The organism is uncultured Ferrimonas sp. (genome assembly GCF_947489035.1).
GTDB lineage: Bacteria > Pseudomonadota > Gammaproteobacteria > Enterobacterales > Shewanellaceae > Ferrimonas.
Window position 1 is genome coordinate 141377 of the sequence record NZ_CANLCI010000002.1, and the last position, 25793, is coordinate 167169.

The 25793-nt window shown below is 54.6% G+C and carries 21 protein-coding genes; 9 read left to right on the plus strand and 12 right to left on the minus strand.

What is annotated here, in order from left to right:
- Positions 1-40 precede the first annotated feature (40 nt).
- Entirely contained in the window at positions 41-319 is a 279-nt protein-coding gene (locus tag Q0796_RS01915; RefSeq protein ID WP_298439726.1) for a hypothetical protein, read from the minus strand.
- 197 nt (positions 320-516) lie between these two features.
- On the opposite strand from Q0796_RS01915, the gene Q0796_RS01920 reads away from it, so the two are divergent.
- From Q0796_RS01920 to Q0796_RS01930, 3 genes are all read left to right on the plus strand, one after another.
- Positions 517-858, plus strand: a complete 342-nt coding sequence (locus tag Q0796_RS01920) for a YajD family HNH nuclease (protein ID WP_298439728.1) — start codon at positions 517-519, stop codon at positions 856-858.
- 115 nt (positions 859-973) lie between these two features.
- Positions 974-2128, plus strand: coding sequence for a BamA/TamA family outer membrane protein (locus Q0796_RS01925; RefSeq protein WP_298439730.1), 1155 nt, complete (start codon positions 974-976; stop codon positions 2126-2128).
- A 63-nt stretch (positions 2129-2191) separates the two neighbouring features.
- Positions 2192-2554 (plus strand): hypothetical protein, encoded by a 363-nt coding sequence (locus Q0796_RS01930; protein WP_298439732.1) that lies wholly within the window; start codon positions 2192-2194, stop codon positions 2552-2554.
- Between the two features lie 61 nt (positions 2555-2615).
- Here Q0796_RS01930 and Q0796_RS01935 read toward each other — a convergent pair whose 3' ends face one another.
- Both Q0796_RS01935 and Q0796_RS01940 read right to left on the minus strand, forming a co-directional pair.
- Positions 2616-3446 carry a hypothetical protein gene (locus tag Q0796_RS01935; protein WP_298439734.1) on the minus strand — a complete coding sequence of 277 codons (831 nt, stop codon included), beginning with the start codon at positions 3444-3446 and terminating at the stop codon, positions 2616-2618.
- An 81-nt stretch (positions 3447-3527) separates the two neighbouring features.
- Positions 3528-3920, minus strand: a complete 393-nt coding sequence (locus Q0796_RS01940; RefSeq protein WP_298439736.1) for an MAPEG family protein — start codon at positions 3918-3920, stop codon at positions 3528-3530.
- Between the two features lie 239 nt (positions 3921-4159).
- Between Q0796_RS01940 and Q0796_RS01945 the strand changes: the two genes are divergently transcribed.
- The gene (locus Q0796_RS01945) at positions 4160-5563 is read left to right on the plus strand and encodes a sensor domain-containing diguanylate cyclase (RefSeq protein ID WP_298439738.1); all 1404 of its coding nucleotides are present in this window, start codon (positions 4160-4162) and stop codon (positions 5561-5563) included.
- Here the strand turns inward: Q0796_RS01945 and Q0796_RS01950 are convergent.
- Complete coding sequence (locus tag Q0796_RS01950) at positions 5543-6487, minus strand: threonine/serine dehydratase (protein WP_298439740.1); 945 nt, start codon at positions 6485-6487, stop codon at positions 5543-5545. The genes Q0796_RS01945 and Q0796_RS01950 overlap by 21 nt on opposite strands.
- Before the next feature lie 235 nt (positions 6488-6722).
- Between Q0796_RS01950 and Q0796_RS01955 the strand changes: the two genes are divergently transcribed.
- The 3 genes from Q0796_RS01955 to Q0796_RS01965 all read left to right on the plus strand — a co-directional run bounded on the left by Q0796_RS01955 (position 6723) and on the right by Q0796_RS01965 (position 9681).
- Positions 6723-7082, plus strand: coding sequence for a DUF2750 domain-containing protein (locus Q0796_RS01955; protein ID WP_298439743.1), 360 nt, complete (start codon positions 6723-6725; stop codon positions 7080-7082).
- Positions 7083-7555: 473 nt separating this feature from the next.
- The gene (locus Q0796_RS01960; protein ID WP_298439746.1) at positions 7556-8620 is read left to right on the plus strand and encodes an HD domain-containing phosphohydrolase; all 1065 of its coding nucleotides are present in this window, start codon (positions 7556-7558) and stop codon (positions 8618-8620) included.
- Between the two features lie 140 nt (positions 8621-8760).
- Entirely contained in the window at positions 8761-9681 is a 921-nt protein-coding gene (locus Q0796_RS01965) for an alpha/beta hydrolase (RefSeq protein ID WP_298439748.1), read from the plus strand.
- Here the strand turns inward: Q0796_RS01965 and Q0796_RS01970 are convergent.
- The 3 genes from Q0796_RS01970 to Q0796_RS01980 form a co-directional block, all read right to left on the minus strand.
- Entirely contained in the window at positions 9625-9876 is a 252-nt protein-coding gene (locus Q0796_RS01970; protein ID WP_298439750.1) for a hypothetical protein, read from the minus strand. The genes Q0796_RS01965 and Q0796_RS01970 overlap by 57 nt on opposite strands.
- Positions 9877-10050: 174 nt before the next feature.
- The gene (locus Q0796_RS01975) at positions 10051-12891 is read right to left on the minus strand and encodes an FAD-binding and (Fe-S)-binding domain-containing protein (RefSeq protein ID WP_298439752.1); all 2841 of its coding nucleotides are present in this window, start codon (positions 12889-12891) and stop codon (positions 10051-10053) included.
- 637 nt (positions 12892-13528) lie between these two features.
- Positions 13529-15178: an L-lactate permease gene (locus Q0796_RS01980; RefSeq protein WP_298439754.1), complete on the minus strand. Its 1650-nt coding sequence runs from the start codon at positions 15176-15178 to the stop codon at positions 13529-13531.
- Between the two features lie 831 nt (positions 15179-16009).
- On the opposite strand from Q0796_RS01980, the gene Q0796_RS01985 reads away from it, so the two are divergent.
- Positions 16010-16372: a DUF4870 domain-containing protein gene (locus tag Q0796_RS01985; protein ID WP_298439756.1), complete on the plus strand. Its 363-nt coding sequence runs from the start codon at positions 16010-16012 to the stop codon at positions 16370-16372.
- A 103-nt stretch (positions 16373-16475) separates the two neighbouring features.
- Here Q0796_RS01985 and guaA read toward each other — a convergent pair whose 3' ends face one another.
- Together guaA and guaB are read right to left on the minus strand one after the other, a co-directional pair.
- The gene (gene guaA / locus Q0796_RS01990) at positions 16476-18050 is read right to left on the minus strand and encodes a glutamine-hydrolyzing GMP synthase (RefSeq protein WP_298439758.1); all 1575 of its coding nucleotides are present in this window, start codon (positions 18048-18050) and stop codon (positions 16476-16478) included.
- A 66-nt stretch (positions 18051-18116) separates the two neighbouring features.
- A complete protein-coding gene (gene guaB, locus Q0796_RS01995; RefSeq protein ID WP_298439760.1) occupies positions 18117-19586 on the minus strand; it encodes an IMP dehydrogenase in 1470 nt (489 codons plus the stop codon).
- A 134-nt stretch (positions 19587-19720) separates the two neighbouring features.
- On the opposite strand from guaB, the gene xseA reads away from it, so the two are divergent.
- On the plus strand, positions 19721-21052 hold the full coding sequence (xseA, locus tag Q0796_RS02000) for an exodeoxyribonuclease VII large subunit (RefSeq protein WP_298439762.1): 1332 nt from the start codon (positions 19721-19723) through the stop codon (positions 21050-21052).
- Between the two features lie 88 nt (positions 21053-21140).
- Here the strand turns inward: xseA and Q0796_RS02005 are convergent, their stop codons facing one another.
- The 3 genes from Q0796_RS02005 to Q0796_RS02015 all read right to left on the minus strand — a co-directional run bounded on the left by Q0796_RS02005 (position 21141) and on the right by Q0796_RS02015 (position 25750).
- A complete protein-coding gene (locus Q0796_RS02005; RefSeq protein WP_298439764.1) occupies positions 21141-22283 on the minus strand; it encodes a GGDEF domain-containing protein in 1143 nt (380 codons plus the stop codon).
- A gap of 123 nt (positions 22284-22406) precedes the next feature.
- Positions 22407-23777: a sigma 54-interacting transcriptional regulator gene (locus Q0796_RS02010; protein WP_298439766.1), complete on the minus strand. Its 1371-nt coding sequence runs from the start codon at positions 23775-23777 to the stop codon at positions 22407-22409.
- Positions 23774-25750 carry a transporter substrate-binding domain-containing protein gene (locus Q0796_RS02015; RefSeq protein ID WP_298439768.1) on the minus strand — a complete coding sequence of 659 codons (1977 nt, stop codon included), beginning with the start codon at positions 25748-25750 and terminating at the stop codon, positions 23774-23776. Before Q0796_RS02015 ends, Q0796_RS02010 begins: the two co-directional genes overlap by 4 nt.
- Positions 25751-25793: the final 43 nt, after the last annotated feature.

Here is a 25793-nt window from a genome sequence, read left to right on the forward strand (position 1 = left end):
GCGAACAGCTCAACCTACCATAATTTACAAGAAAGCCAACTTACCCGATGGCAGTCAGGTAACCGCTCAGATAAACCATCGGCACGGCACACAACGCGGTGCCTATTAACCCTGGCAGCAGAAACTTCAACGCGTCTTTACTTTGTTGCCGATACTGCAAGCAGTACGCCAGCGCGACCGGAAAACAGACAATGATGGCGATACCGTACAGGTAACGCTTTTGCCCCAATGCCATCATCGCGCTCCAAAGCACGCCAATAAACAGCATCGATGCCGCTGTTCCCAGTGCCAATATCGCCGCAACTACACCCCATTCCATCGCCTACTCCTTTATCTGGCTGATTGTCTTACCGCGGGCAGCATAACCCGATTTCCCCGTCATGGGGCGACCGCCTTGCTAGCTGCTGCATTTATCACCAAACAAGCCTCTTGCCAGAGACGCTGCAGGCTGGGTCACTGCCAATAAAAGTCGACGATGTTATAGTGGGGGTAATATTGAATTAGGTAGATAGGGCCATGTCACACATCCCCGCTAATTACGCCTCGTTAGAGCAAGGCTATCGCGATAAAGCACTAAAACTGTTTCCTTGGGTTTGCGGCCGTTGCGCCCGTGAGTTTCCCTATTCCAATCTGCGTGAACTGACGGTGCATCACATCGATCACGATCACAGCAACAACCCTAACGATGGCTCGAACTGGGAACTGCTCTGCCTGTTCTGCCACGATAATGAGCATGAGAAATACACCCAAGCGGCCGCCTATGGCAGCACCGTGCAAGCGGGTGAAGATTTAAAACGAGACGTGGCCACCAGCAACCCATTTGCCGATCTCAAAGCGATGATGGCAAACAAGAAGTAAGCCCAGCGTCGCCAATATACAATCGCTCACCCTTTTGTTAGGCAATCTCTTTGGCCTGCTATCGTATGATGGCAGGCCATTGTGTTTTAACCCTATTTACTTAGTTTAAGATCCTATGACATTACCCTGCCTGCGTTTTCTGGCTCTGCCACTGTGCTTGCTGGCCCTGCCCGCTGCCGCTGCCGATCAAAGCAAAATTTTACCTTGGCCTTGGGCCGATCAATTGGCACGCGATACCTTAGAGTGGCTGGGTGCCGATGGGGAGTTTGATCCCAGCAACGGCATCGACTGGGGGTTGATCCCCGGCCCTGTCTATTCGCCAGAAAAACAGTTTGGGATCGGTCTCTCTGCCGTTGGTTTGTTCATCGCTGACGACACCATGACCGAATACGCCCCAAGCTCAATCACCTTAAAAGGGTACGGCAGCAGCAACGGCTCTATTGGCACCGAACTGGAGGTACGCAGCCACTTTCAGCACGACAGCCGCCGGTTCTACTTGGATATCAACCTTGAGGATGCCCCAGACAGTTACTACGGCATTGGCATTGCGGAAGGCCGCCCGGATCGCAATGAAGTGGAATTTGACCGACGCAGCATCCAACTGGCGCCACGGTTTTTATGGCGCATCGCCGCCAGCACCTATGCCGGCGTGGGGATCGACTTCCAGCGCAGCGAAGGCAGCAGCCTGAAGCCGCAACAGCCGGACAACCGCAACGGCTTTGGTACCGACAGTCAGAATCTGGCTATCAGTGGCCACTGGGTATACGACAGCCGCGATTTCGCCCTGAACGCCGCCAGCGGCAAATTGCTGCAAGCTGACATCAAAGCCTATAGCAAGGACGTGGGTTCAGAACAGTCGTTCCAGCAACTGGCTTTGATCTACTCCCAATACCAGCCAATTGGCGCCGCCACCTTGGCCTGGCAGGTGCAGTCGCAATTGAGCCAAGGGGATGTGCCGTGGGATCAAATGGCGCAACTGGGGGGCAGCCGCAAGCTGCGAGGCTATGATGCCGGCCGCTATCGCGACAATCAGCTGCTGATGGCGCAGGCCGAATGGCGGCAACCATTGTATGGCCGCCATGGTGCCGTAGCTTGGGTAGGTATGGGTACCTTGGCAGATAAGATCAGTCAGTTAGGCCAAGAAAAGTGGCTGCACAGCATCGGCGTTGGCTACCGTTTTGCGATCAAATCGAACGTGAACTTGCGCTTAGATCTGGCCTTTGGCAACGGCGACAAAGGCGCCTACTTCAGCGTGAACGAGGTGTTCTAACCCGCCCGTTGCCTAAAAAAGCAGCGCGGCGTACCATTGAAACAAGTCACAACGGAGGTGCCTATGTTTCAGGTTAAGTTGGATCATTGTGCCGGCGTGATCACCATTGAATCTGGTGGCGAGATCAGCGCCCAGCAATTACAGCAAGCGCGGTTGCTGCTGGCACCGTACTTACGCCAGCGCCAACATCTGCAGGGGTTATTGTGGTGCGCTTCGGCGATGCCGCGCTGGCAGCACTGGCAAGATGTTCAGGCCACGGTGGCGTTTTTGTGGTCGCTGGCCACCATCAGCGCCCAGCTGGCGATTGTCACCAATTCCTGCAGTGGCGATCTGCTTGCGAAGTTGGGGGCGCTCTGGCAACAACCCAAGGTGCGCCACTTTGCTGCGGTGCAACGACAGCAAGCCAAACAGTGGTTACTGCGTTAACCGCGCTTGCCCTGAGGTGCGGTCGGTTAACCACGTTGCACGGCCGCGCCGGTTATTGCGGTTAGCGGCCTAACTTCTCTTTTTGCGCCTGCATCTGCTGATTAAACAGATCCAACAACGGCGTTGGTTGATGCTGATCCAGCTGTTCCAGCAGATCGATCTTAAGCTGCTTGTTGGCCCAGTATTGGCTGGCATAGGTGCCCATGCTTGGCATATCCACCTTCCAATTAAACAACTCCCCCATCACCAAATTGGCGAATTGAAACGCTTCATATTCGTTGCCCAGCGTCAGGAAATCTGAAAACGATTTAGGCGCCAGCTGCTTTTGCGCTTTAAACGCCGCCCGATAGCCTTGCGCCAACACATTATCTTGGGCAAACGCCAGCTGGAACTGATAGGAATGGCGGGTTTCATGTAGCAACAACGCTAAGCTCACCACCGGCGGTTGCTCGGCCAATTTGGCGGAATTGAGGAAGACGGTGCCGCGATCCGGTGTGGCTGGGTCGAAATCGAAATAGACCATTTTGTCTGGGTAACTGCTGTCATCAATCAGCAAGGTGGGGGCTTCAATGCCCATCTGTTGGCATTGCAGTTCAAAGATCCGCTGCAGCAGCGGTTGCTGCTTGGCAAAGGTTAACTCTGGCCAAACGCTGACGGCTTCAGCCAGTTCATCGTCCTCGATAATCGCTGCTGCCAGTGCCAGCCCTTGTTGTTGAGTTTGCGGCCAAGCGCTGCGCAAAAAGCCTTCGGCTTGGGGCTGTAATACAAACGCTTGCGGCGCCTGTTGCTGCAGCGACTGATTAGCAAAGAATGGATCCAGGCCGCTTTTGGCTTCAACGCCAGCCGCAATCGACACCGCCGTTGCCATCACGACACTTAAGATTGTTTTCATCGGTTCACTGCCCTACTTTCCTTGATGATGGCAGCATACTCAAGCCGTGCGAATAACCCAAGCGCTGCCATCACTCAGCGGCTATAACAGCACCATCACCACATTTGCGATTGCCAAGGCGGCAATTGAAAACCACGTCAGTAACGTGCCACTAAAACGGCCAACGTGGTATTTACCCTCTCCGGCAATCAGCCCCCACGGGTGCAGCACTCGCCCTGATAACCACAGCAGCGCCAATAGAGCCACCAACCACTGCGGCGCTTGGTTTTGCTCTAACAGCCCCAACAACGGCAACGCAAACACCGCGTATTCAACTAAATTACCGTGGCTACGGATCCGCAGTTGCAATGCGTGATCGTCGCCACTGCCCACGCCAATTTTGCTGCGCTTGCGTGCAACCACCGTCAAATAGGCTAAGTACAACCCCAACAGAGCCGACAGCGAGACGGTGATGGTTGTGATCAGCAATACCATGAACTTAACTCCTTATTTTATGCGGCCATCACTATGTCACACTCTGCATTTATGATGAAAGCGCGCGGATATTTCGCCCAACATCAACAACAAGTTAACTATGCTTAATGTAAGACCTAACTGCCTGATATAGAGCTGTGCCTAACATAGCCGTTGCTGTTGCCATTGTTGCCGTTGTTGTTACCCTCTTTCTAGCGCTTACGGCGCTAGTACATAAAGCCCTGCCTATCACTTTATTCGTGTCCATAGCCCTGCTCGCCCAATTGGCGGTGGCGCTGCTGTGGTATGCCAGCCGCCGCATTAACCACAGCGAGGACTGGCTGGATGAACTGCTATTACACAGCTTCGAAAATAGCCCGATGGCGGTAATGGTGACCGATGCCAACGGGGAACTGCTGCGGGTCAATCAGCGCCTGGTGGATTTTCTGGGTTACAGCCGCAGCCAATTACAACAGATGAACTGGCAGCAACTGCTGCATCACAGCGACAGCGACAAAAGCCAAGCGCAAATCGAGCAGATCTTAGCGGGCCACTTTACCGAAATTCGCACCAACACCCGCTTTAAGACGAAAGCTGGGGTGACCAAGTGGGGGCGATTGCAGTTGTTGTTGGTGCGCGATGAACGGCGCCAACCGCACTATTTTGTGGTGAACATTGAAGACATCAGCAGTCAGTTTGAAGCGATGCAATCGCAGCGCTTGTGGGAGCATAAATTTGAACAGCTGCTGTTACCTTGGCAAGATCGTTCTGCTTCGTGGATCCTTGCCGCCAATCAAAAACAGTTGGTGTTCTATTGCCATGGCTTTAAGCGGCTGTTTGGCCAACCACAATCCAACGCGTCGTTAGAACACATTTTGGCGGCGGTGCACCCACAGGATCGCCCCAAGGTGGAGCAGGTGTTAACCAAAAGCGCAGCGCACCACTGGGATGTGCAATTTCGACTGTTTGATCCAGACAACAACCTGCATTACATGGTGGCTCGAGGCACCGAAGTGCGGGATCAATTCAACCAGATTGAATCCTACATCGGCGGCGCTTACGACATCACCGAGCAGGTCACTCAAAAACAGCAACTGAATGAATCGCTGCTGCGCTTGAAGTCGTCACTCACCCAGTTGAAAAACGCCTATCAACAGCTAAATGCCAGCTCACGCCGAGATCCGTTAACCGGATTAAGTAACCGCATGGCGCTCTATGAAGCACTGCAAACAGAACATAAACGCTATCAACGGCACCGTACTGACGCCTGTTTGCTGTTTATTGATGTGAATGATTTTAAGCAGATAAACGATCAACACGGCCATCTTGCTGGGGATAAAGTGCTCACCAGCTTAGCCCAGCACTTGCTGCAACATAGCCGTGAGACCGACACCGTTGGCCGCTACGGCGGCGATGAAATTGCGCTGCTTTTGCGGGGCGCAAACCTTGCCCAAGCGCAGCAATTTCACCAAGGGGTGATCGCCTGTGGCATTACCGTGGAGTTTGATCAGCAGCAATTGCCCATCACCCTTGCCTGTGGTTTTGCCGAGCTGAATCCACAGATCGACAGTGTGGAGCAGTGGCTTGCCGTGGCGGATGACTCGATGTATCAAGACAAGCACCGCCACAAGCAGAGCCAACCGTTACCAGAGCAGTCGGTCTAAATCTAAGTTGCCGCCGGTTAACACCACCACCACCTTCTTGCCGCGGAAAGCGGTTGGGTTGGCCAACACCAACGCCAATGCCACGGCGGCAGAGGGTTCGATCACCTGCTTTAAACGGCTCCAAACCAAGCGCATCGCATGCAAAATGGTGTCGTCGCCAACCAATTGAATGTCATCCACTTGGGTTTTAATCAGCTCAAAGTTGCGCTGACCAATCACCGCCCGCAGGCCGTCACACACGGTTTCCGATTGATAGCTGGTTACCCGTTCACCACTGTGGAAGCTGCGCGTGGCGTTGTCGGAGCCAAAAGGTTCGGCACCGATCATCTGGCACTGAGGCCACTGCGCTTTAATGGCAGTGGCACAGCCCGCCAGCAAGCCGCCGCCGCCCACCGGCGTGATCACCACATCCGCCGGCGCAGCCAGCTGTTCGGTGATCTCCAGCCCCACGGTGCCCTGTCCGGCGATCACAGCATCGTTATCAAACGGGTGGATAAACACCCGCTCGCTCTCTCGTTGCAGTGCCGCAGCGGTGGATTCCCGTGACAACAAGGTGGGTTCACAGCGGTGAATGTGGCCGCCGTAGCCCCGCACCGCGTCCATCTTGGCCACAGAAGCGTTGCTTGGCATCACAATATCAGCCCGAATGCCACGGCGCTGCGCCGCTAACGCCAACGCCGCCGCATGGTTGCCCGATGAGTGCGTCACCACACCTCTGGCGGCTTCCTCGTCCGTTAGGCTAAATACCGCGTTGTGGGCACCACGGGCTTTGAACGCCCCGGTTTTCTGCAGGTGTTCCGCTTTAAAGTACAGTTCAGCGCCGGTCAATTGGTTCAGTAGCGTGCTTTGCAACAATGGGGTGCGATGGATATGGGGCGCGATCCGCTGCGCTGCAGCTTGGATCTGCTCAAAAGTTACACTCATTTGGGCTTCCTGTGGCCGCTGTGTTGGCCTCATCCTCAGATGGCGCCACTTTAGCACCGCCGAAATCGGGAAACTTAATTGCCAGTTCACACTCTGCGCTGCCAAAGCGGGCCGAAGGTGACCCCCATCACAAAACGCAACTTCGTCGTCATTGATGCCAGACAACCACCGCAGCTATCGCCGCAATAAACCATTCGCTGGTATACTCTAGCCAAGCATTTTTAAGGAGTTGCCCATGAGCACCGAAAACGTAAAATCCTTTTACAGTCAAAATAGCCAAGCCCGCTATGAAGCCACTTTAGTCGGCATTAAAACCGAGCAAGTGCTGTGGACTCTAGCCGACGACCAAGGCTGTGTGGTGCTGGAAAGCGATCAAGAACGCTGCCTGCTGCTGTGGCACGACGAAGCTATCGCACAAAGCTGGGCGACGGGTGAATACAGCGACTGCAAAGCGCTGAAAATTGAACTGGCTGATTTCCACGAAAAGTGGGTACCAGGCATGAGCGACGATGGCTTTGATGTTGCCATTGCCCCAAGCCTCGCTGGTGAAGGCATTGTAGTAAGCCCAGAAGAGTTTGCTGACGATCTGGCCTAAGCCGCCAACGAGCCGCGCCGAGCGCGGCTTTTTTATGCCTTTAAGTTGCCGAATCGGTACCACCACCATAACGGCACGGCCACCGCGCAGTGATGTAGCCCCAATCACCATGGCCGCTGCTGATGCCTTCCCCTGATGCCCCGGCCTGCCCCCATAGCAACAGCTCAAACCCACTGCTGCGGTTTGTCATCGCGCCGATCTTTCCCCCCTCCCCCCGCCATCAGCAAAAAACAGATCAATTGCTGTCTTTTTCAGCGTCAGCGCAGATTGCTCACAACAGCAGCAAGTTCAAGCCAAAAGTGGCGACAAAATTAGCACCTGCATAAAGAAACATAGGCCCCCCTGCAACAGTGCCCCAGCCCGCTGACATCGGCACCTATTCTTTTTTATTCGAACACTTGAATCACACACGCTAAACATGGTTATCATCTGCATGAAACAAAGATCATTCAAACAGCAGTAAGGAATTTGACATGATTGTGGAGCGGATCGATGCAGCCCACCAGCGCCTGATTGACGCCGGGCTAACCCAACTACATCGGATCTCCATCGCCTTAATTGATGACGGCTATCTGCGTACTTATGCAGATTCCAGCATCGGCGTTAACCCCTTACGCCATCATGAGCGGCGCCTGTGCACCGCACCGTCACTGCAACAACTGGCAGACAGCGGCCAGCCCCGAGTGGTTGAAGATTATCAGCAGGCCTACCCCCATCACAGCAAGGCCAACGCGTGGCTGCAACGAGAGCAGATCCGCTCCTCTTATACCGTGCCACTCTATCTGTTCGATGAATTCATCGGCTTTGTCTTCTTTAATTCCGCCACGGCCGGCTATTTCAGCCCAGAGCGAATCGAAGCTATCCAGCCGGAATTGGTCTTAATTGAACGCTTAGTGCAACAGGAACGAGTGATCTATCAACGGATCTCAGCACTGTGCGATGTGGCAGAGAAGCTGTGTGAGATCCGCGACATGCAAACCTCATTGCATTGCCAACGGCTAAAAAACATCACCCGCGTTATCGCCAACCACATGGTGCAGTTTGAGGAGATGAGCGATCGCATCGTGTACTACACCATCAAGTTCTCGCCACTGCACGACATCGGCAAAGTGGGCGTGGCCGATAACATTTTGCAAAAGCCGGGGCCACTCAGCAGCGACGAATACCGCGAAGTAAAACGCCATGTGGAATATGGGCTCAACGTGTTTATTGGCAGCTTAAGCGCCCAAGAACGTCGCCACGAAGTCACCGCCTTAATTGAGCAACTGATTGGCTTGCACCACGAACAACTTAACGGCCAAGGCTACCCTGTGGGCCTAACCGCAGAGCAGATCCCCATCCCTGTGCGGATGGTCACCGTAGCCGACATCTTTGATGCCCTAACCAGTGATCGCCCTTACAAACCGGCGTGGTCCATCGCCGAAGCCATTGCCCAGATGTACCAAATGGCGGAGCAAGATCGGATCGATGGCCGCTGCGTTGATGCCTTAGCCATCCACTATCAACAACAGCTGCAGGATTTCCGTCAACTGGCCTAAGCCTCACCGCCGCTGCCGTTATCGTTATCGTTATCGTTTCCAACAGCAGCGGTAAACCCACGATCATTCAATCACTTGCGGTTGCGTTTTGTTGATTTACACGGCAGGTTGAACACACCCCCTAGCCAGTTGGTGTGTTGATGAGCCAGTTACTTCCCGCGTTACAACAGTGGCAACAACAGGGCCACTACTTTGAGTGGCAGCAACAACGGATCTTTTATGGTGAGCAAGGCAGTGGCCCGGCCTTAGTGCTTATCCACGGCTTCCCCTCCGCCAGCTGGGACTGGCAATACCTGTTGCCGACGTTAGCGCAGCACTTTCGGGTGATCTATTTCGATCTGCTCGGCTTTGGCTACAGCGACAAACCCACCCACGGCTACCACATGGCTCAGCAGGCGGATCTAACCGAAGCGCTGTGCGCTCACCTTGGGGTGAAGCAAGCCCATTTGCTGGCCCACGATTATGGCGACACCGTGGCACAAGAGCTCTTGGCTCGGCAGCAACACCACCGCCAGCAGGTGCAGTGGCTGTCCTGCGCGTTGCTGAATGGCGGCCTGTTTCCAGAATCCCATCGGCCGCTGTTGATCCAGCGACTGTTAGCCAGCCCAATGGGGCCACTACTGGGACGCTTTTTTTCCCAGCGCAGCTTTAATCGCAACCTGCGTCAGATCTGGGGCAACACCCCACCATCACAACCCGAATTAGAGGGATTGTGGCAGCTGCTCTTGGTCAACAATGGCCGCGCTGCCATCCCCTACCTGATCCGCTACATGAAAGAACGGATCATCCATCGCGATCGCTGGTTGGGGGCGTTAGTGAATGCCGATATTCCGCTGTTGCTGATCAACGGCATTGAAGATCCCATTTCTGGCCGCAGCTTGGTTGAACGCTATCAAGCGTTGATGCCGGATCGGCCGGTGATCAAACTGCAAGGCGTGGGCCACTACCCACAGCTGGAAGCGCCCCAGCGGGTGTTGCAGCAGTTGCTGCCATTTTGGCAACAATCACTTCACCACCACCTTGCCGCCAATAATCTTAAACGCGGGCGTGCCACGCACTAAGGTATCGCGCGCAAACTGACCACCACAGCCGGGGCAGATCCCCGCTTCCTCAGTAAAATCCTTGGTGATCCGCTCTTTAAAGCATTTCACCAAGGCCCCAGTGCCCCCTTTGCGGTAGTGATACAACTTCTGTTTGCACTTAGCGCAATACAGATCAACGGTTTTGCTTGGCCCTTTTTTATTGGGTTTGGCCATTCTCACTCCTAACTCAGCGCCTTGGTGGCCATGGTAACCCGCAATCGCCGCTTCTGCTGGTTAAGCCCACATCAAAGCCGCTCCCACACAAAAAAACGGGCCCAAACCGAAGTTTGAGCCCGCTGTTAGCAGATCAATTCCAATCTGGAACCGCGCTTAAGGGGTAGCCCGCGATTAACGCTTCGCCACCGACTGGTTATCCAGCAGCACCAAGATGTTCTTGTACGGAATGCCAGAGTGCGTGGTTAAGCCAATTTCACAAGTTGCCGATACCGAGTAGCCGCTGGTGCAGCCCTTATCTTTGGTTTCGGCCTTCAAGTGGCGCAAGCCATGCTCGTTCAGCTCTGGGTAGTTCATGCCACGGTTACCTGCCATGCCACAACAGCCGACCTTTTCCGGCACCACAACGTCATTGGCACACAGTTCAGCAACCCCAACCAGATCGCCAACGATGCCGGTCTTACGACAGGTACAGGTTGGGTGAATGGCAATCTTTTCGCGGGTCTTGCTGATCTCCAGACGATCAACCATGTACTTCATGGCAAACTCTTCTGGCCCCATCATGTTCAAACGCTTGTCACAGGCACGCTGCATCCGTTCCAAACAGGCGGTGGTTTCCACCAAGATTGGGTACTCACCGTAGTTGGACACTTCCAACAGCCACAGCGACAGCTCGTCGGACTTACGATCCGCTTGCTCATCATGGCCGTAAGATTCCCACGGCTGACCACAACACAAACCTTGAGGCTTAATGCCTGACACCATCTCAATGTTCGACTTTTCAAACAGCGATTTAATCGTTGCTGGAATGGAACGCTGATCTTTGTTGGCCGGCGCTGTGCCCAACATGCGGTTCAAACAGGCTGGGAAGTACACCGCTTTCATGTCGCCGCTGGTGGTCATGTCTGGCAACGCTTTACCGCGTTTTGGCATGCCGCTGGTCCACTGCGGGATAGGCATACCTGGCATCACTTTACGCGCCAACGACGTTACGCCGCTCATGCCCTTCTCGCCAATCAAGACTCGAGCAATGTCAGTACCGCCTAAGGCAAAGCGAGCAACGCCTTCCAGAGCATCAAATTTATCGGCGGTAAAGTTGGAGATTTTCTTATCCAACGCCGTTGCGCTGGCTGCACGCAGTGCCTTGATGTACTTACCGGTATCAATGCCCATCGGACAGGCCACTTTACACAGGCCATCCGCCGCACAGGTGTCCATCGCGAAGTACTGGAAGTTCTCCTTCAGCGCCGCCAACACTTCCGGCTCGTTACCGGTGGTTTCTAGGGTTTTCATTACCCGCGATACGGCAGTACGTTGGCGTGGCGACAGGGTCAGTGAATGCGACACACAGTGCTGCTCACAGAAGCCACACTCGATACACTTATCAACGATTTCGTGCACTTCTGGGAGTGGCTTAAAGCCCTTAGAGTGGCAATGTGGGTCATCGTTAATGATAACGCCTGGGTTAAGGATGCCATTTGGATCCATCACCTGCTTAACGCGCTTCATCATGTTGTAGATTGGGGTGCCCCACTCACGCTCAACGAAGGCAGCCATACCAAAGCCGGTACCGTGTTCGGCTTTCAATGAACCGTCGTATTTGCCCGCAACCAGTTCAACCACCGCATCCATAAAGCCATCAAAGCGGTCGATCTCTTCCTTGGTGGAGAAATCCTGCGAGAAGATAACGTGGTAGTTGCCTTCTAATGCGTGGCCGTAGATCACCGCATCGTTGTAACCGTGTTCGAACGACAGGTTCTGCAGATCGATGGTGGCCTCTGGCAGCACTTCAATTGGGAACGCGATGTCTTCAATGATGCAAGAGGTGCCCGCTGGGCGCATGGAGCCCGCCAGTGGGAAAATCGCCTTACGAATGGCCCACATGTTGGCAATTTCTGCCGCATCTTGGGTGAATTCCACTTCCTTGTACAGGCCGTGCTTGGCCATGATGGCGCCCATCTTGGCCACATTGGCGTCGATCTCAGCTTGGCTTGAACCGAAGGTTTCAAACAGCACTGCCGTTACGTCTTTGTGGATGTCGCTCAAAAACTCTGGGGTTTTGTACTTGGAGGCCGCAACGGCTTTCAGGGCAAAGTTATCCAGCAGCTCCGCCGCGCCGGTTTCTTCAAACGCTTCTTTACGCAGCTCAACAATGGCTTCACAAGCGCCACGCAAGGAATCAAAGTAGATCATGGCAGAAGCCGAGTGCGAGGCCTTTGGCACCGACTTCATGGTCATCTCAGACAGGAAGCCCAAGGTACCTTCAGAACCCACCATCAGCTTCAAGATGATGTCGAACGGATCGCTGTGATCAACGAACGAGTTCATGCCAAAGCCGGTTACGTTCTTGATGCCGTACTTGCGCTTAATGCGCGCCGTCATCTCTTCATCCGCCGCGATCTCGTCGCGGATCTGTTCGATGCCCGCCAGCACCTGTGGGTATTTGGCACTGAACTCTTTCCGCGACGCTTCCGAGGCCGTATCCAGCACAAAACCATCGGCCATCACGATACGTGCGGATTCCAGCAACTGGTAAGAGTTGGCGTGGGTACCACAGTTCATGCCAGAGGCGTTGTTGGCCACAATGCCCGCCGCCATTGCTGAGGCGATGGTGGCTGGATCTGGTCCAAACTTCCAACCCAGTGGATTCAACAATTGGTTGATCTTAGAACCAATTACACCCGCCTGAACCTTAATGCGCTCGCCGCCATCGAGCACTTCGTATTGGTCCCAGTTGCCGCCAGCAACCATCAATACGGAGTCAGAAATTGCCTGACCACACAACGCCGTGCCCGCGGCGCGAAAGGTCACTGGGGTCTTCGCCGCATGGCACTCAGCCATGGCCGCAGCCACTTCAGTTTCGGTATTTGGGTGTACAACTACCTGTGGTCGCTTTTGGTAGAAAGAGGCATCGGTGCCCCAAGCAACACGGCGCAGGTAATCGGTGTGGACTCGGTCTTGATCGAGGATCTCGCCGAGCTTGTTCGCTAATGCAGTTACGTTTGCAGTTAACATGTGATCTCATCCCTATGGTCTGTAACGACTAACCAAGCTAAGGCTCGGTCGTTCACTTCGGGGATCAGGCTATTAAATGGTTACCGCGAAAAATGCGATGGCGACCGCACTAAAAGCATACACTTACGCAATTTAGCCTTGTTTTAATTATAAATTTCGCCTAGATCACTGTCGTAGAATCGCAGTGTGACACAGGCACGGTAGATACCGATCACATTATGGAATTTGACGAAATTTCGCGGCATTTAGCGTCAAAATCGACACATTTGACCCCCCTCCCACTTTCCCTTGTTCGCCGCGATCAATCTTACTGTTAATGGCTCAAATCGGGTCAGCCACTGAGCGCGGCTGAGCCCGGTTCAGCGGGCTGCATCTGCTCTTTTCACCCCGTTGCCCCAGCGCCATTGGCAGCAACAAACCACCGAAGATTAACCCCGATAAACAAAGCACTGTGGCTTGTTCCCTCTCTGGCAATCAAGGCCGTAACCGCGATGGCCACGACGCAACAAGCGCCGAGGGTTCAACGCCACGCCGCCCCCAAGTTGGCCGCGCTCCAGGTGCCAACAGCCCCAAATCGCAGGCATAAAAAAACCGGGCCAATGGCCCGGTTCGATACGCGTTTGGGAATCAACGTGGCTTAGAAGCCACCCCAGAAGAACGCGATGGTACCGGCAGTCATGGCGTAAGCCAGAGCAATCGGCAGAGTCTTACGGATGATTTCAGATTCGCGACCCGCCATACCAACAACGGTGGCAGCAGCTACTACGTTCATCACACACATCATGTTACCGGCGTTCGCGCCAATGCCTTGCAGTGCCATGATCAGCGCCGGTGCGTTACCGGTTTGCTCCGCTACAGAAAACTGCAAAGAGGAGAACATCATGTTAGAGAAGGTGGCAGAACCAGACAGGAAGGCACCGAAGATACCAACCACTGGTGCGGTCCATTCCCAAACTGCGCCCATGGTGTCAGCCAGCAAAGCAGCCAGTGCTTTTGGCATGGATTCCAGAGCAGCGCTGTTGGCGCCAGAGTTCAGGAAGATCTTAACCATCGGTACCGAAGCACCCAAAGAGATGATGGTTGGGATCATTGACTTACAAGAGTCAGTGAAGGCACCACCGAACGCTTTTGGCTTCATCTTGAAGATGAAGAAAGCCAAGATACATACGGTTACGAAGAAGGCGCCAGGGGCGTACAGAGTCTTAAAACCAGAAGCCAACTCGGTGCCCATCAGGCCAGCCCACTTCAGGTTAAAGCTCAGCAGGAAGCTCTTCAGAGGAGCCACAACGCGAGACAGTACCAGCAGGGCAGCCATCACCAGGTAAGGAGTCCAAGCGGCAACCTGAGAGAATTTCGCTTCGCCCGCGGCTGCAGTCGGCGTGTCTTTCTTCTCTACGCCTTCAAAGTCGTACCATTGCTCTTTCGGCAACAGGAAGCCTTTCTTCGCCATTGGGATAACGATGGCCATACCAACCAAAGCACCAATTACCGATGGGAATTCAGGACCGGCGAAGTAGTTAATCAACCAAGCTGGAATGGTGAACGCGAAACCAGCGAACAGCGCGAACTTCCAGATAGCCAGACCTTCCATGAAGGACTTGTTACGACCGAAGAAACCGGTCAGAACGGCAACCAATACCAGTGGGATCAGCGTACCCGTCACCATGTCGATGGTGATCATGTGCTTCGCGATGTACTGCGCGTACTCGGAGAAGTCGGTCATGCCCAGGCGAGCCATTTCGCCAGCAGCCATGGATACGCCACCAGCGTCCAGACCTTTGTCCATACCGAACAGTACTGGCAGACCAATCGCACCAAAAGATACGGAAGTGGAGTCAGCAATCAAAGCAACAACTGCGGCGGCCAGTGGCGGGATCCCCAGCAGCACCAGCAGTGGTGCACCGATAGCAGCAGGAGTACCGAAACCAGCAGAACCTTCGATGAAGGAACCGAACAACCAACAGATGATGATCACCTGCACACGAGCGTCACCAGAGATGTTGGTGAAACCAGCGCGGATGGTATCCATGGCGCCGGAAGCGGCCAGAGTCTTAAGTAAGAAGATGGCGCCAAAGATGATGGTCAGCGGGGTAATCGCATCCAACATACCTTGAACAATAGAAGCGCCCAAAATCGTGGTATCCATCTGCCAGATGAAGGCAGCGGCTAAACCGGTTAATAGCGCAGAGATAGGCATGGCGCGAGAAGCGGGCATGCGCATCAGTACTAGAAACACCAACACCGAAATAATTGGCGTTAACGTAGCTAAAGTTTGAATAAAGGTCACAGTCGGATCCTCGTAAATGTCGAATTTGCGTCAGCAGCTTCGATAACCTCAATAGCACTGTATCCAATCAGATGATCGGTTGGATCCACATCCAACAGTGCCGCGAGATGATCGATGTCGCACATTTTAGATAACTGCAGACAGCTTGCCGTGACATGAATCACCAAGATGACCGGATTAGCAACTTTCATGAAAATCGCATTTTTTGGCCATCAAATCGGCATCAACATCATGTTTCTCCAACAGCAGATGCTGCCCACAACTTATTTATTCATGAGAAATCCATTACAACAGCCACGGAATACTTTAACTTGCTGGCAACTTTAATGATTGGTCAGTTTTCACACCAAAATCACCCTGCAAAAAACCCGTATTCGTGAGGAAATTCACCTCCGAATGCAAAACGTGACCGCCATTCCCTCCGCCCAGCCTTAACTTCAGCTGCGTCACAAAAGGTTAGCAGATCCGTTCTAAAGCACGGCATCTGCGCCAGCGCGGAAAGGTTTTTCACCCTCCATTGCAGCCTGATTTAGCTGCAAAATAGAACAGGATTCATAAATACAATTACTTAGCGTGGCTTTACGCGCCGTAACCGCAACGACAAAATGTCGCAACCTCGAACTCAGCCCGTTATTAAGCCATCGCATTCAACGCGCAATTCACTCGTTACTGCCGTCGGCATTCGTTACATTGAACGGTGTTAACAACATTGTGTTCACCTGTGAATAGAAAACGGTTGCAACCGCGGCGTGAATTAACGTCCAATACGAGAAGTATCAAAGGATTACCACTGATATAACTCATAACAATTGACACACAAAGGAGTGTTCCATGTCAGAGTCCGAGCAAAAACCGTGGGGAATGGAAGTGCAAGCGTTCTGCACCCTACTGCATCTCAGCCAATTGCTCAGTTTCGTGATCCCCGTGCTTGGATTACTGATGCCATTGGTGATGTGGGTGACTCAGAAAGAGCAGCATCCCCTTGTAGATCAGCACGGTAAGAACGTGGCTAATTGGATCATCAGCATGCTGATTTATGCCCTCGCCTGCTTCGTGTTGAGCTTTATCGGCATTGGCATACTGGGCTTTATCCTGCTGGGGATCTTAAACATTATCTTCATCATCATGGGCACCATCAAAGCCAACAATGGCGTGTTGTGGCGCTACCCAATGTCGCTGCAGCTGATCAAATAACCCCACACTCAGCCAAAAAAAACCGAAGCAAAAATGCTTCGGTTTTTTGAAGAACGCCAAGGTTAACTCAACCGCTTTCGCCGTCAGTCAGGCAGCCCTGTGCTTATTCCCATTCAATGGTGGCCGGTGGCTTACCGGAGATGTCGTACACCACCCGCGAAATGCCGTCGATTTCATTGATGATGCGGTTCGACACCTTACCCAAGAAGTCATACGGAAGGTGCGCCCAGTGGGCGGTCATAAAGTCGATGGTTTCCACCGCACGCAGCGAGACCACCCAATCGTACTTGCGGCCATCGCCCATCACCCCAACGGATTTTACCGGCAGGAACACGGTAAAGGCTTGGGATACCTTGTTGTACAAGTCGGCGTTGTGCAGCTCATCGATGAAGATCGCATCAGCACGGCGCAACAGATCGCAGTACTCTTTCTTTACTTCACCCAGCACCCGCACGCCCAAACCAGGCCCTGGGAATGGGTGGCGGTAGAGCATGTTGTATGGCAAGCCCAGCTCTAAGCCGATCTTGCGTACTTCATCTTTAAACAGCTCGGTCAGCGGTTCAACCAAGCCCAGCTCCATGTCCTCTGGCAAACCGCCCACATTATGGTGGGATTTGATCACATGGGCTTTGCCGGTGGCGGCACCTGCGGATTCAATCACGTCTGGGTAGATGGTGCCTTGCGCCAGCCACTTTACGTCTTCAATGCGGCTGGCTTGTTCATCAAACAGCTCGATAAAGGTGTGGCCAATCGCCTTACGCTTGGCTTCTGGATCGGCAATGCCTTCCAGCGCCCCTAAGAAACGCTGCTCGGCATCCACCCGCACAATGTTCAGGCCGAAGTGATCGCCAAACATCTCCATCACCTGATCGCCTTCATTCAAGCGCAGCAGGCCATTATCAACAAAAACACAGGTCAGCTTGTCGCCGATGGCGCGGTGCAGCAGCATCGCCACCACCGAAGAATCTACCCCACCGGACAGACCCAAAATCACCTTGTCGTTGCCGACTTTCTGTTTAATGCGAGCGATGGCGTCATCAATGATGGCGCTGGAGGTCCACTTGGCTTCACAACCACAGATATCAAGCACAAAGTGCTCGAGCATGCGCTTGCCCTGCTTTGAGTGGGTCACTTCTGGGTGGAATTGCACCCCATAGAATTGACGAGACTCATCGGCCATGGCCGCGTATGGGCAGGTATCGGTTGCGGCAATTTGGCTGAAGCCCGCTGGGATCTCAGTCACTTTGTCGCCGTGGCTCATCCATACGTCCAGCAGCGCATTGCCGTCTTCGCTGACCGCGTCTTCAATGTTGGCAAACAGCTTGGTGGCTTCCAGCACCTTCACTTGGGCGTAGCCAAATTCACGGTGATCAGAGCCAGATACCTTACCGCCTAACTGCTCGGCCATGGTTTGCATGCCGTAGCACACACCCAGTACTGGCACGCCAGCGTTAAAGACATACTCTGGCGCCCGGGGCGAACCCGCTTCAGTGACCGATTCTGGGCCACCGGATAGGATGATGCCGGTTGGGTTAAAGGCGCGAATTTTCTCTTCGGATACATCCCAACCCCACAATTCACAGTACACACCGATTTCACGGGTGCGACGGGCAACAAGCTGGGTGTACTGGGAACCGAAATCGAGGATCAGGATACGGTGGTCATGGATATTGCTCATGAGCTTTGTTTCTCTTCTTATATATGTTGTAAAAAGGGCAGACTCTTGGTCTGCCCTTCATCCCGATTAACCCATGCGGTAGTTCGGTGCTTCTTTGGTAATGGTGACGTCGTGAACGTGGGACTCTTTGATGCCGGCGCCGGAGATCCGCACAAACTCGGCCTGAGTACGCAGCGCTTCAATGGTGCCGCAACCGGTTAAGCCCATGCAGGAGCGCAAACCGCCCATCTGCTGGTGGATGATCTCTTTCAGTTTGCCCTTGTAAGGGATGCGACCTTCAATGCCTTCTGGCACCATTTTGTCGGCGGCGTTATCAGACTGGAAGTAACGATCGGAGGAGCCTTGGCTCATGGCCCCTAAGGAGCCCATGCCACGGTAAGACTTAAAGGCACGGCCTTGGTACAGCTCGGTTTCACCTGGGGCTTCTTCGGTACCGGCAAACAAACCGCCAGCCATCACGCAAGAGGCGCCCGCAGCCAGTGCTTTGGCGATGTCGCCAGAGAAACGGATGCCGCCATCGGCGATCACTGGGATGCCGTGCTGATCACAGACGCTTGCGGCATCAGCCACGGCGGTGATCTGGGGCACGCCAACACCGGTAACGATGCGAGTGGTGCAGATAGAACCTGGGCCAATGCCCACTTTTACCGCATCCACACCGGCGTCGATCAGCGCCTGAGCGCCTTCAGCGGTGGCGACGTTACCGCCGACAATCTGCAGATCAGGGAAGGCCGCACGGGTTTCACGAATGCGCTGCAATACGCCTTCGCTGTGGCCGTGGGATGAATCCAGCAAAATCACATCAACACCGGCTTTAACCAAGGCGGCGATGCGCTCTTCGTTGCCGGCGCCAGCGCCCACCGCGGCACCAACGCGCAAACTGCCCAGTTCATCTTTACAGGCGTTGGGCTTACGTTCGGCTTTCTGGAAATCCTTAACGGTGATCATCCCTTTCAGCTTGAAGGCGTAGTTGGCGTCGATCACCAGCACCTTTTCGATGCGGTGTTGATGCATCAGCGCTTGGGCGTCGGTCAGATCGCACCCTTCTTGTACCGTAACCAGACGCTCTTTCGGCGTCATCAGCTCGGCCACAGTCAGCTCTGGGTTGGTGACAAAACGCACGTCACGACCAGTAACAATGCCCACCAGTTCACCATTGCTGGTGACCACGGGGAAACCAGCAAAGCCACATTTGTGGGTGAGTTCGCGCAGTTCAAGCATGGTGGTATCTGGGGTAACGGTCACCGGATCTTGCACCACACCGGCTTCGTATTTCTTCACTTTACGAACTTCGTTAGCTTGCTGCTCGATGCTCATGTTTTTGTGAATGAAGCCAAGGCCGCCTTCCTGCGCCATCGCGATCGCTAAGCGAGCTTCGGTTACTGTGTCCATGGCAGCGGACAGCAGCGGCAGATTCAGCGAGATGGTTTTGGTTAGCTTGGTGCCAAGGTTGGCGGTATTAGGCAGAACGGTAGAGTGGGCTGGGCATAACAAAACGTCGTCGAACGTCAGTGCCTCTTGTTTGATTCTTAGCATGTGCAACATTCCACCTGAGTAGGGTTTTGGGCTTGAAATATTGCTGGCGAAGTATAGCGATCTGATCTTGCCAGAACAACGATAAATTGTTACTTATGGTCGATTAATTTCAGCGTCAGGCGAAATTGTTTTACGTGTCGAACAATATCCTCACCGTTTCTGGCCTTAGTCGCCAGATCAAGCAGCTTCTGGAAGGCAACCTCGGCCGAGTTTGGCTCAGTGGCGAAATCTCTAATCTGGCCACCCCCGCGTCCGGCCACATCTACTTCACGTTGAAGGACGATCGCAGCCAGATCCGCTGTGCCATGTTCCGCAGCAGGGCTGGCCGCGTGACCTTCCGTCCCGCCAATGGTCAGCAGATCTTGGTGCGCGCCAACTTAACCCTGTATGAACCTCGGGGCGACATTCAGTTGGTGGTGGAATCGATGCAAGCGGCGGGCGATGGTCTGCTGCAGCAACAGTTTGACGCACTGAAAATGCAACTGGCAGGGCAAGGGTTGTTCGCCACCGCGGCCAAACAAGCGATCCCCAGCGAGCTGCGTACCTTAGGGGTGATCACCTCCGCCAGCGGTGCCGCCGTGCAAGATGTGCTGTCGGTACTGAACCGCCGCGATCCCATGCTGAAGGTGATCATCTACCCCACCTTGGTGCAGGGCAAAGAAGCCAGCGCCAGCATCTGCCGCAGCATCGCCTTGGCCAACCAACGGCAAGAGGTGGATTGCTTGCTGCTGACCCGTGGCGGGGGCTCGTTAGAGGATCTGTGGTGCTTTAATGAAGAGGCGGTCGCACAAGCGATTTTCCACTCACAATTGCCGCTCATCAGCGCCGTTGGCCACGAAGTGGATACCACCATCGCTGATTATGTTGCCGATGTACGGGCCCCCACCCCATCCGCCGCCGCCGAATTATTAAGCCAAGATCGCAGCCACCTGCTGCTGCAAACTCAGCAGTTGCAGCAACGGTTGCAGCGGGCAACGTCGCAGCAACTGACCCAGCAACGGCATCGGTTGTCGCTGCTGGCTAACCGTTTGCAAGCGGCGCACCCAAAAGCTCAATTGCAAACCCACAGCCAGCGCTTAGACGATTTATCACTGCGGTTGCAGCGCGCCATTCATGGCCAGCTGCAACAACAGCGCTTTGCCCAGCAGCGGCTGAGCCAACGGCTGCACAGCCAGCAGCCACAGCAACGCATCGAGTTGCACCAGCAACAGCTGGCCAACTTACAGCGGCGGTTGCAGCAAGCTCAAGCCCAGCAGATGGCGGCGAAACGCTCGCAGCTGGGGCAGTTAGTGGCGCAACTAGAAGGGGTATCGCCACTGGCGGTGTTAGCGCGCGGCTACGCCATTGCTACCGACAACAGCGGCAATGCACTGACCTCGGCCAGTCAGATCGGCATTGGCGATAACCTCAATATTCGCCTGCATGACGGCAGCCTTGCCGCCACCGTAACCAAGCAACACTCCTGAAGAGCGCCCAATAACAGCAAGCCTCGCACTGATGCGAGGCTTGTGATGGGCACGATTGCAGTGAGCCGAGCGCTCCAGTCGCAGCGGATTAAGCGAGCCGGATCTGATCTCGACCGCGGCGCTTGGCCAGATACAGCGCGCCATCGGCGCGTTGATACATATCCCCCAAATGATCGTTGCCACCCTGCCACTGAGTCAGGCCGATGGAGATCCGCACATCAATGCCGCTGCCGTCATCCAACAAATAGGGGCTTTGATCCACCCGCTGCTTTACCGCTTTGATCCACGCCATCGCATCGGCACGGTTGCTCATCGCTGCAAACAGCGCAAACTCCTCGCCACCAATGCGCGCCGCAAAGCCATGTTCATCGACGCAATCCCGCAGTACCTTGGCGATGTGTTGCAACACCATATCCCCCAACGGGTGGCCGTAATTGTCGTTAATGCGCTTGAAGTGATCGACATCCACAATCGCCAATATCGGCAGTTTGTCGTGATTTAAGCAGGCCAGTAAGTGGGTATGGCCCTGCTCGTTAAAGCTGCGGCGATTGCCGATGCTGGTGAGTGGATCGGTAAACGCCATATGGCGAAACTGCTCTAATTTATCGTGCTCGTTCCCGACATCATGGATCACGGTACACAGCGCCTTGCGCCCTTGCCACTGGATCACAAAATCTTGAATGCGCGTACGCAGCTGATCCCCGCCGCAGGTCCAACTGTTGGAAACGGGTTCGGCTAACAGGTGGCCGTGGATCATCAGCTGCTGGTAGTTACGCTGCGCTTGCGGCCAGTGTTCTTCACCAATCAATGGCCGGATCGAATCCATCTGCAACAGCTGCGACACCGAGCTCAGTTGAAACAGCTCGGCATAAGCTTGGTTGACAAACAGCGGTTTAAAGTTGTCGTGCACCAGCATTGGCCGTGGGTTGGCCAAGATCAACTGGGAAAAGTTTTCGTCCATCGCCGCTTGGATCTGGGTCAACCAACAATCCAGTTCCGCCAGGTAGCGTGACTGCATGACCCAAGGGGTGCCGGAGTCATCCACCATCAGTTCGCTGCTGTCGTGCTGCAACAGCGCCATATGCTGACTGAGCGCGGCAAGGCGTAAAAATGGGGACGCTGAGGCATTATGTGCCAACACCTTGGCGTTGGCATGCAACAGAGCACCGTGACTAAGGTAGTCAAGCCAACGCGTATCGTCACACAACGGAATTGCAGCTATCTGTGCCATTTTTTTGCACTAGACCTAAGGATAAATCATTTGAATAACAACATATTGCCAATTGTTACAGTAAAAAACATTGATTTTGATCCCGACCAGTGCGGTTGTTATCCGAGCTTTTGTTAATGAATTCTATTCAGTTTTGGCCAGGCGTCGACTGAGCGCACTTTGGCTGATCCCCAATAATTTGGCCGCCGCCGTTTGGTTGTGTGCGGTGCGGCTCATCGCCTCTTCCACCAGCGCTTGCCCCAGTTCGGCTAAGCTCGGCAGCTGCTGCCCAAATTGAATGGTTGGCTGCGGGGCGTCACTGTGGTGATCGTTCATCGCTTCAATAAAGGGCGCTTCATTTAACCGCTGCTCATCACTGCGGCTGACCGCATCAAACACCATGCCGCGCAGCTCAGCCAAGTTGCCGGGGAACGCATACTGGCTTAAGCGTTGCGCTAACTCTGGGCTTTGCAACGGTGCCGGCCGTGCCATCTGCTGCGCGGCTTCCTCAATAAAGGCCCCAATCAGTATCGGCAGATCGAGGGTACGTTGGCGCAGTGGCGGCACGGTTAAGCGGTGGCCGCGCAGCCGATAGAGCAGATCAGCCCGAAAACGACCTTGCTGTTGCAGCTCCAACAAGTTGAGCTGCGCTGAGAACACCAAACGACAGCGCAGCGGTTGCGGCCGCGCGGCGCCCAGCGGGAAGTAGTGTTCTTGCTGCAGCAGCTCCAGCAGCTTGGCCTGCGCTTCTAAGCACAGCTCGCCAACCCGTTGCAGATACAACACCCCGCCTCGGGCTTGGTGCAGCAAGCCCGGCTTGGCACTGTCGCCATTGGCGCTGGCGACTTGGCCATACAGCAGCGCTTCAAAGCGCTCGACGCTCAGCCCCGCTAGGGTCACGCTGGTGAGTTGTTGCTCGGGGTTGATCAATTGCTGCAGCGCCGCCGCAAACTGCCCCTTGCCCACCCCTGCTTCCCCTTTTAACAGCACCGGCTCTGGGCTTTGCGCTAGGGCTTCGAGGTAGCGCAATCGATCCAGCATCGCTGGCTCGCAGGTAAGGATGTGACTAAAGGCTTGCGGCTGGCTTAGGGTACGGCTTAAAAAGCGCGCCTTGATCTGTTCGTAACTGCGCTCGAGCCCCACCACTTCCAGCGCTCGCCGTACCGACAGGGCCAGCTCATCGACATCGCCGGTTTTAATAAAGTAATCGTAAGCGCCACTGCGAATGCAGCGCACTGCGGTGTCTACTTCGTTAACGCCGCTGACGATCAACACGCGCGTATTGGGGTACTGCTGCCGGATCTGCGCCAGCAGTTGTTCACCGCTGTGGAACGGCATGGTCAGATCCAGCAACACCAAGGCGTAATCTCGCGCCATCATGCGGTTGGCCACTTGGCGGCTGTCTACGCAGGTATCGATGCTGGCTTCCGGCACCAGTCGCATCAGCGTTATCGACAGCGTCCGCAGCCACTGGGCTTCGTCGTCCACCAACAAAATATTACGAGCCAGTTTCATAATTCGGATCCTTTCTTAAAACGCAGCACCATGGTGGTGCCTTGCTGGGGCTGTGACTGGATCTGCCACTGCCCCTGATGTTCATTAATAATGCGGCTGCACACCGACAAGCCCAAGCCGCTGCCGCCATCGGCTCGGCGGGTGGTAAAGAAGGGTTCTTTGATGCGCTCGATGGTGGCGCTGTCCATGCCGCAACCGTTGTCGCTGACGCTCAGCACCACCTGATCGCCCTCAACCTGCGTACGCAGTTGCAGCTGGCCGTCTTGGCAACTCATGGCATGACAGGCGTTTTGAATAAAGTTGATCAACACCTGCTGCAGCTGTTGGCTGTCCCCCAAAATCCTTGGGTTGTCCTCAGTAAGCACCAGCGTTAAGTGAAACCGCTTCACTTGGTTGGCGGTTAATCGCAGCGCCACCTGCACCACATCGTTCACCAACAGCGATTGATGGTTAAGCTGCTGTGGCTGGGCGTACTGCTTCAGATCGTTCACGATGCGGCTGATCCGCCGCGCCGCTTCGGTGATGCTGTCGCTGCCAAAGTGCAACTCTTGCAGCGCCTGCCGTGGCGCTAACCCGGCGATGTCCCAATAGGGATCCTGCTGTTGGTAGCTGGCAATGGCGGGTTCGAGATCCTCCAGCGCCGCTTGAAACAGCGCAATGGCGTGCACGATCAACCCCGTGGGGTTGTTGATCTCATGCGCCACCCCAGCCGAGAGTTCCCCCAGCGAGGCCAAGCGACTGGCTTGTTCGTTGGCTTGACGCAAACGGTGCTGTTCGCTGACGTCTTCAAGCAGCGCCACCACTTCGGTATTGCTGATGGGGTGCAACTGCAGCTGCCAATGCTGTTGTTGATGTTCTAAGGCGTTAAACAGCGGCTGGCCACTGCGTAAGGCACGTTGTACCAGCGGCCCAATTTGCAGTGGCTGTTGTTGATCCTGCAGATGCAGATCTTGCAGCAGATCGTGGTGTTTGCCGTTGCTCCACACACACTGATCGCGGGTATACAGTGCAATGCCGTGGGGCATGCCATCCAGCATGCGCTGAAACTGCTGCGACAGGTGCGATAATTTGCGCTCGGCGCTGCGGCGGTGGCTCAGTTCGTTGTTTAGCTCTACCGTGCGCTTACGCAGGCTGCCGGTCATGCCCCAAGTTGAGATCATGCCGATCACCGCTAAGGTGGCAACCAACATCGCCAAGGCGGTTACGTGATTTTGGGTGGACGCCAGATCCACTTTTTCTCGGCCGGTGCCAAACCATTTTCGCACCAGCTGATCGTATTCACCGGAAAGCTTAAGCTGGCGTAAGGCGTTATTCAGTTCGGCCATTAACGCGCGGTTGCGTTCGTTGGCAACAAAGTTAAAGGCACCAAAAATTAAGGCATCGGAGGCGCTGCGTACTTGCGGATAAAAGGGCAGCAAACGGCGCGCAACAAAGCTTTCGGCCAACACCACATCCACTTCATCCGCTTCAATCATCTGAAAGCCGGTTTCATACAGATCCACATCGATGCGTTCGAAATTGACCTGATTGCCTTTTAGGTACACATCCACAAAGGAGCCCACTTTAATGGCCACCCGCTTGTTGGCTAAGTCTTCCCAGCGATTAACCAATGCTTGGCCTTGGCGCGTGTAGGCACGAGCGTGGGTGGCATAGATGGGATCCGACTGCGCCAGTAAGCGGCTGCGGCCGATGGGGCTGACCACCGCAATCACATCAATGTCGCTGTGCTTGTCGCTCACCGCTTTCACCAATTGCTGAAACGAATGGCGACGCACCACAATGCGCTTGTTGGTGAGCTGACCTAAACGGCGCATAAGCTCCACATGGAAGCCTTGATCTACGCCGTTGTTGCGCCATTCCAGCGGCGCGGTGTTTGAATGCACCCCAAACACCACCGTTTCCGGTTGCGCCGCACTGGCCCACGGCGCCCAAAACAGGGCGGCGCAGGCGTATATAAACAGTAGAATTTTCATCGGCTGAAGAATACTGAGACCGCGCCCTAACAACTGTGGCCAA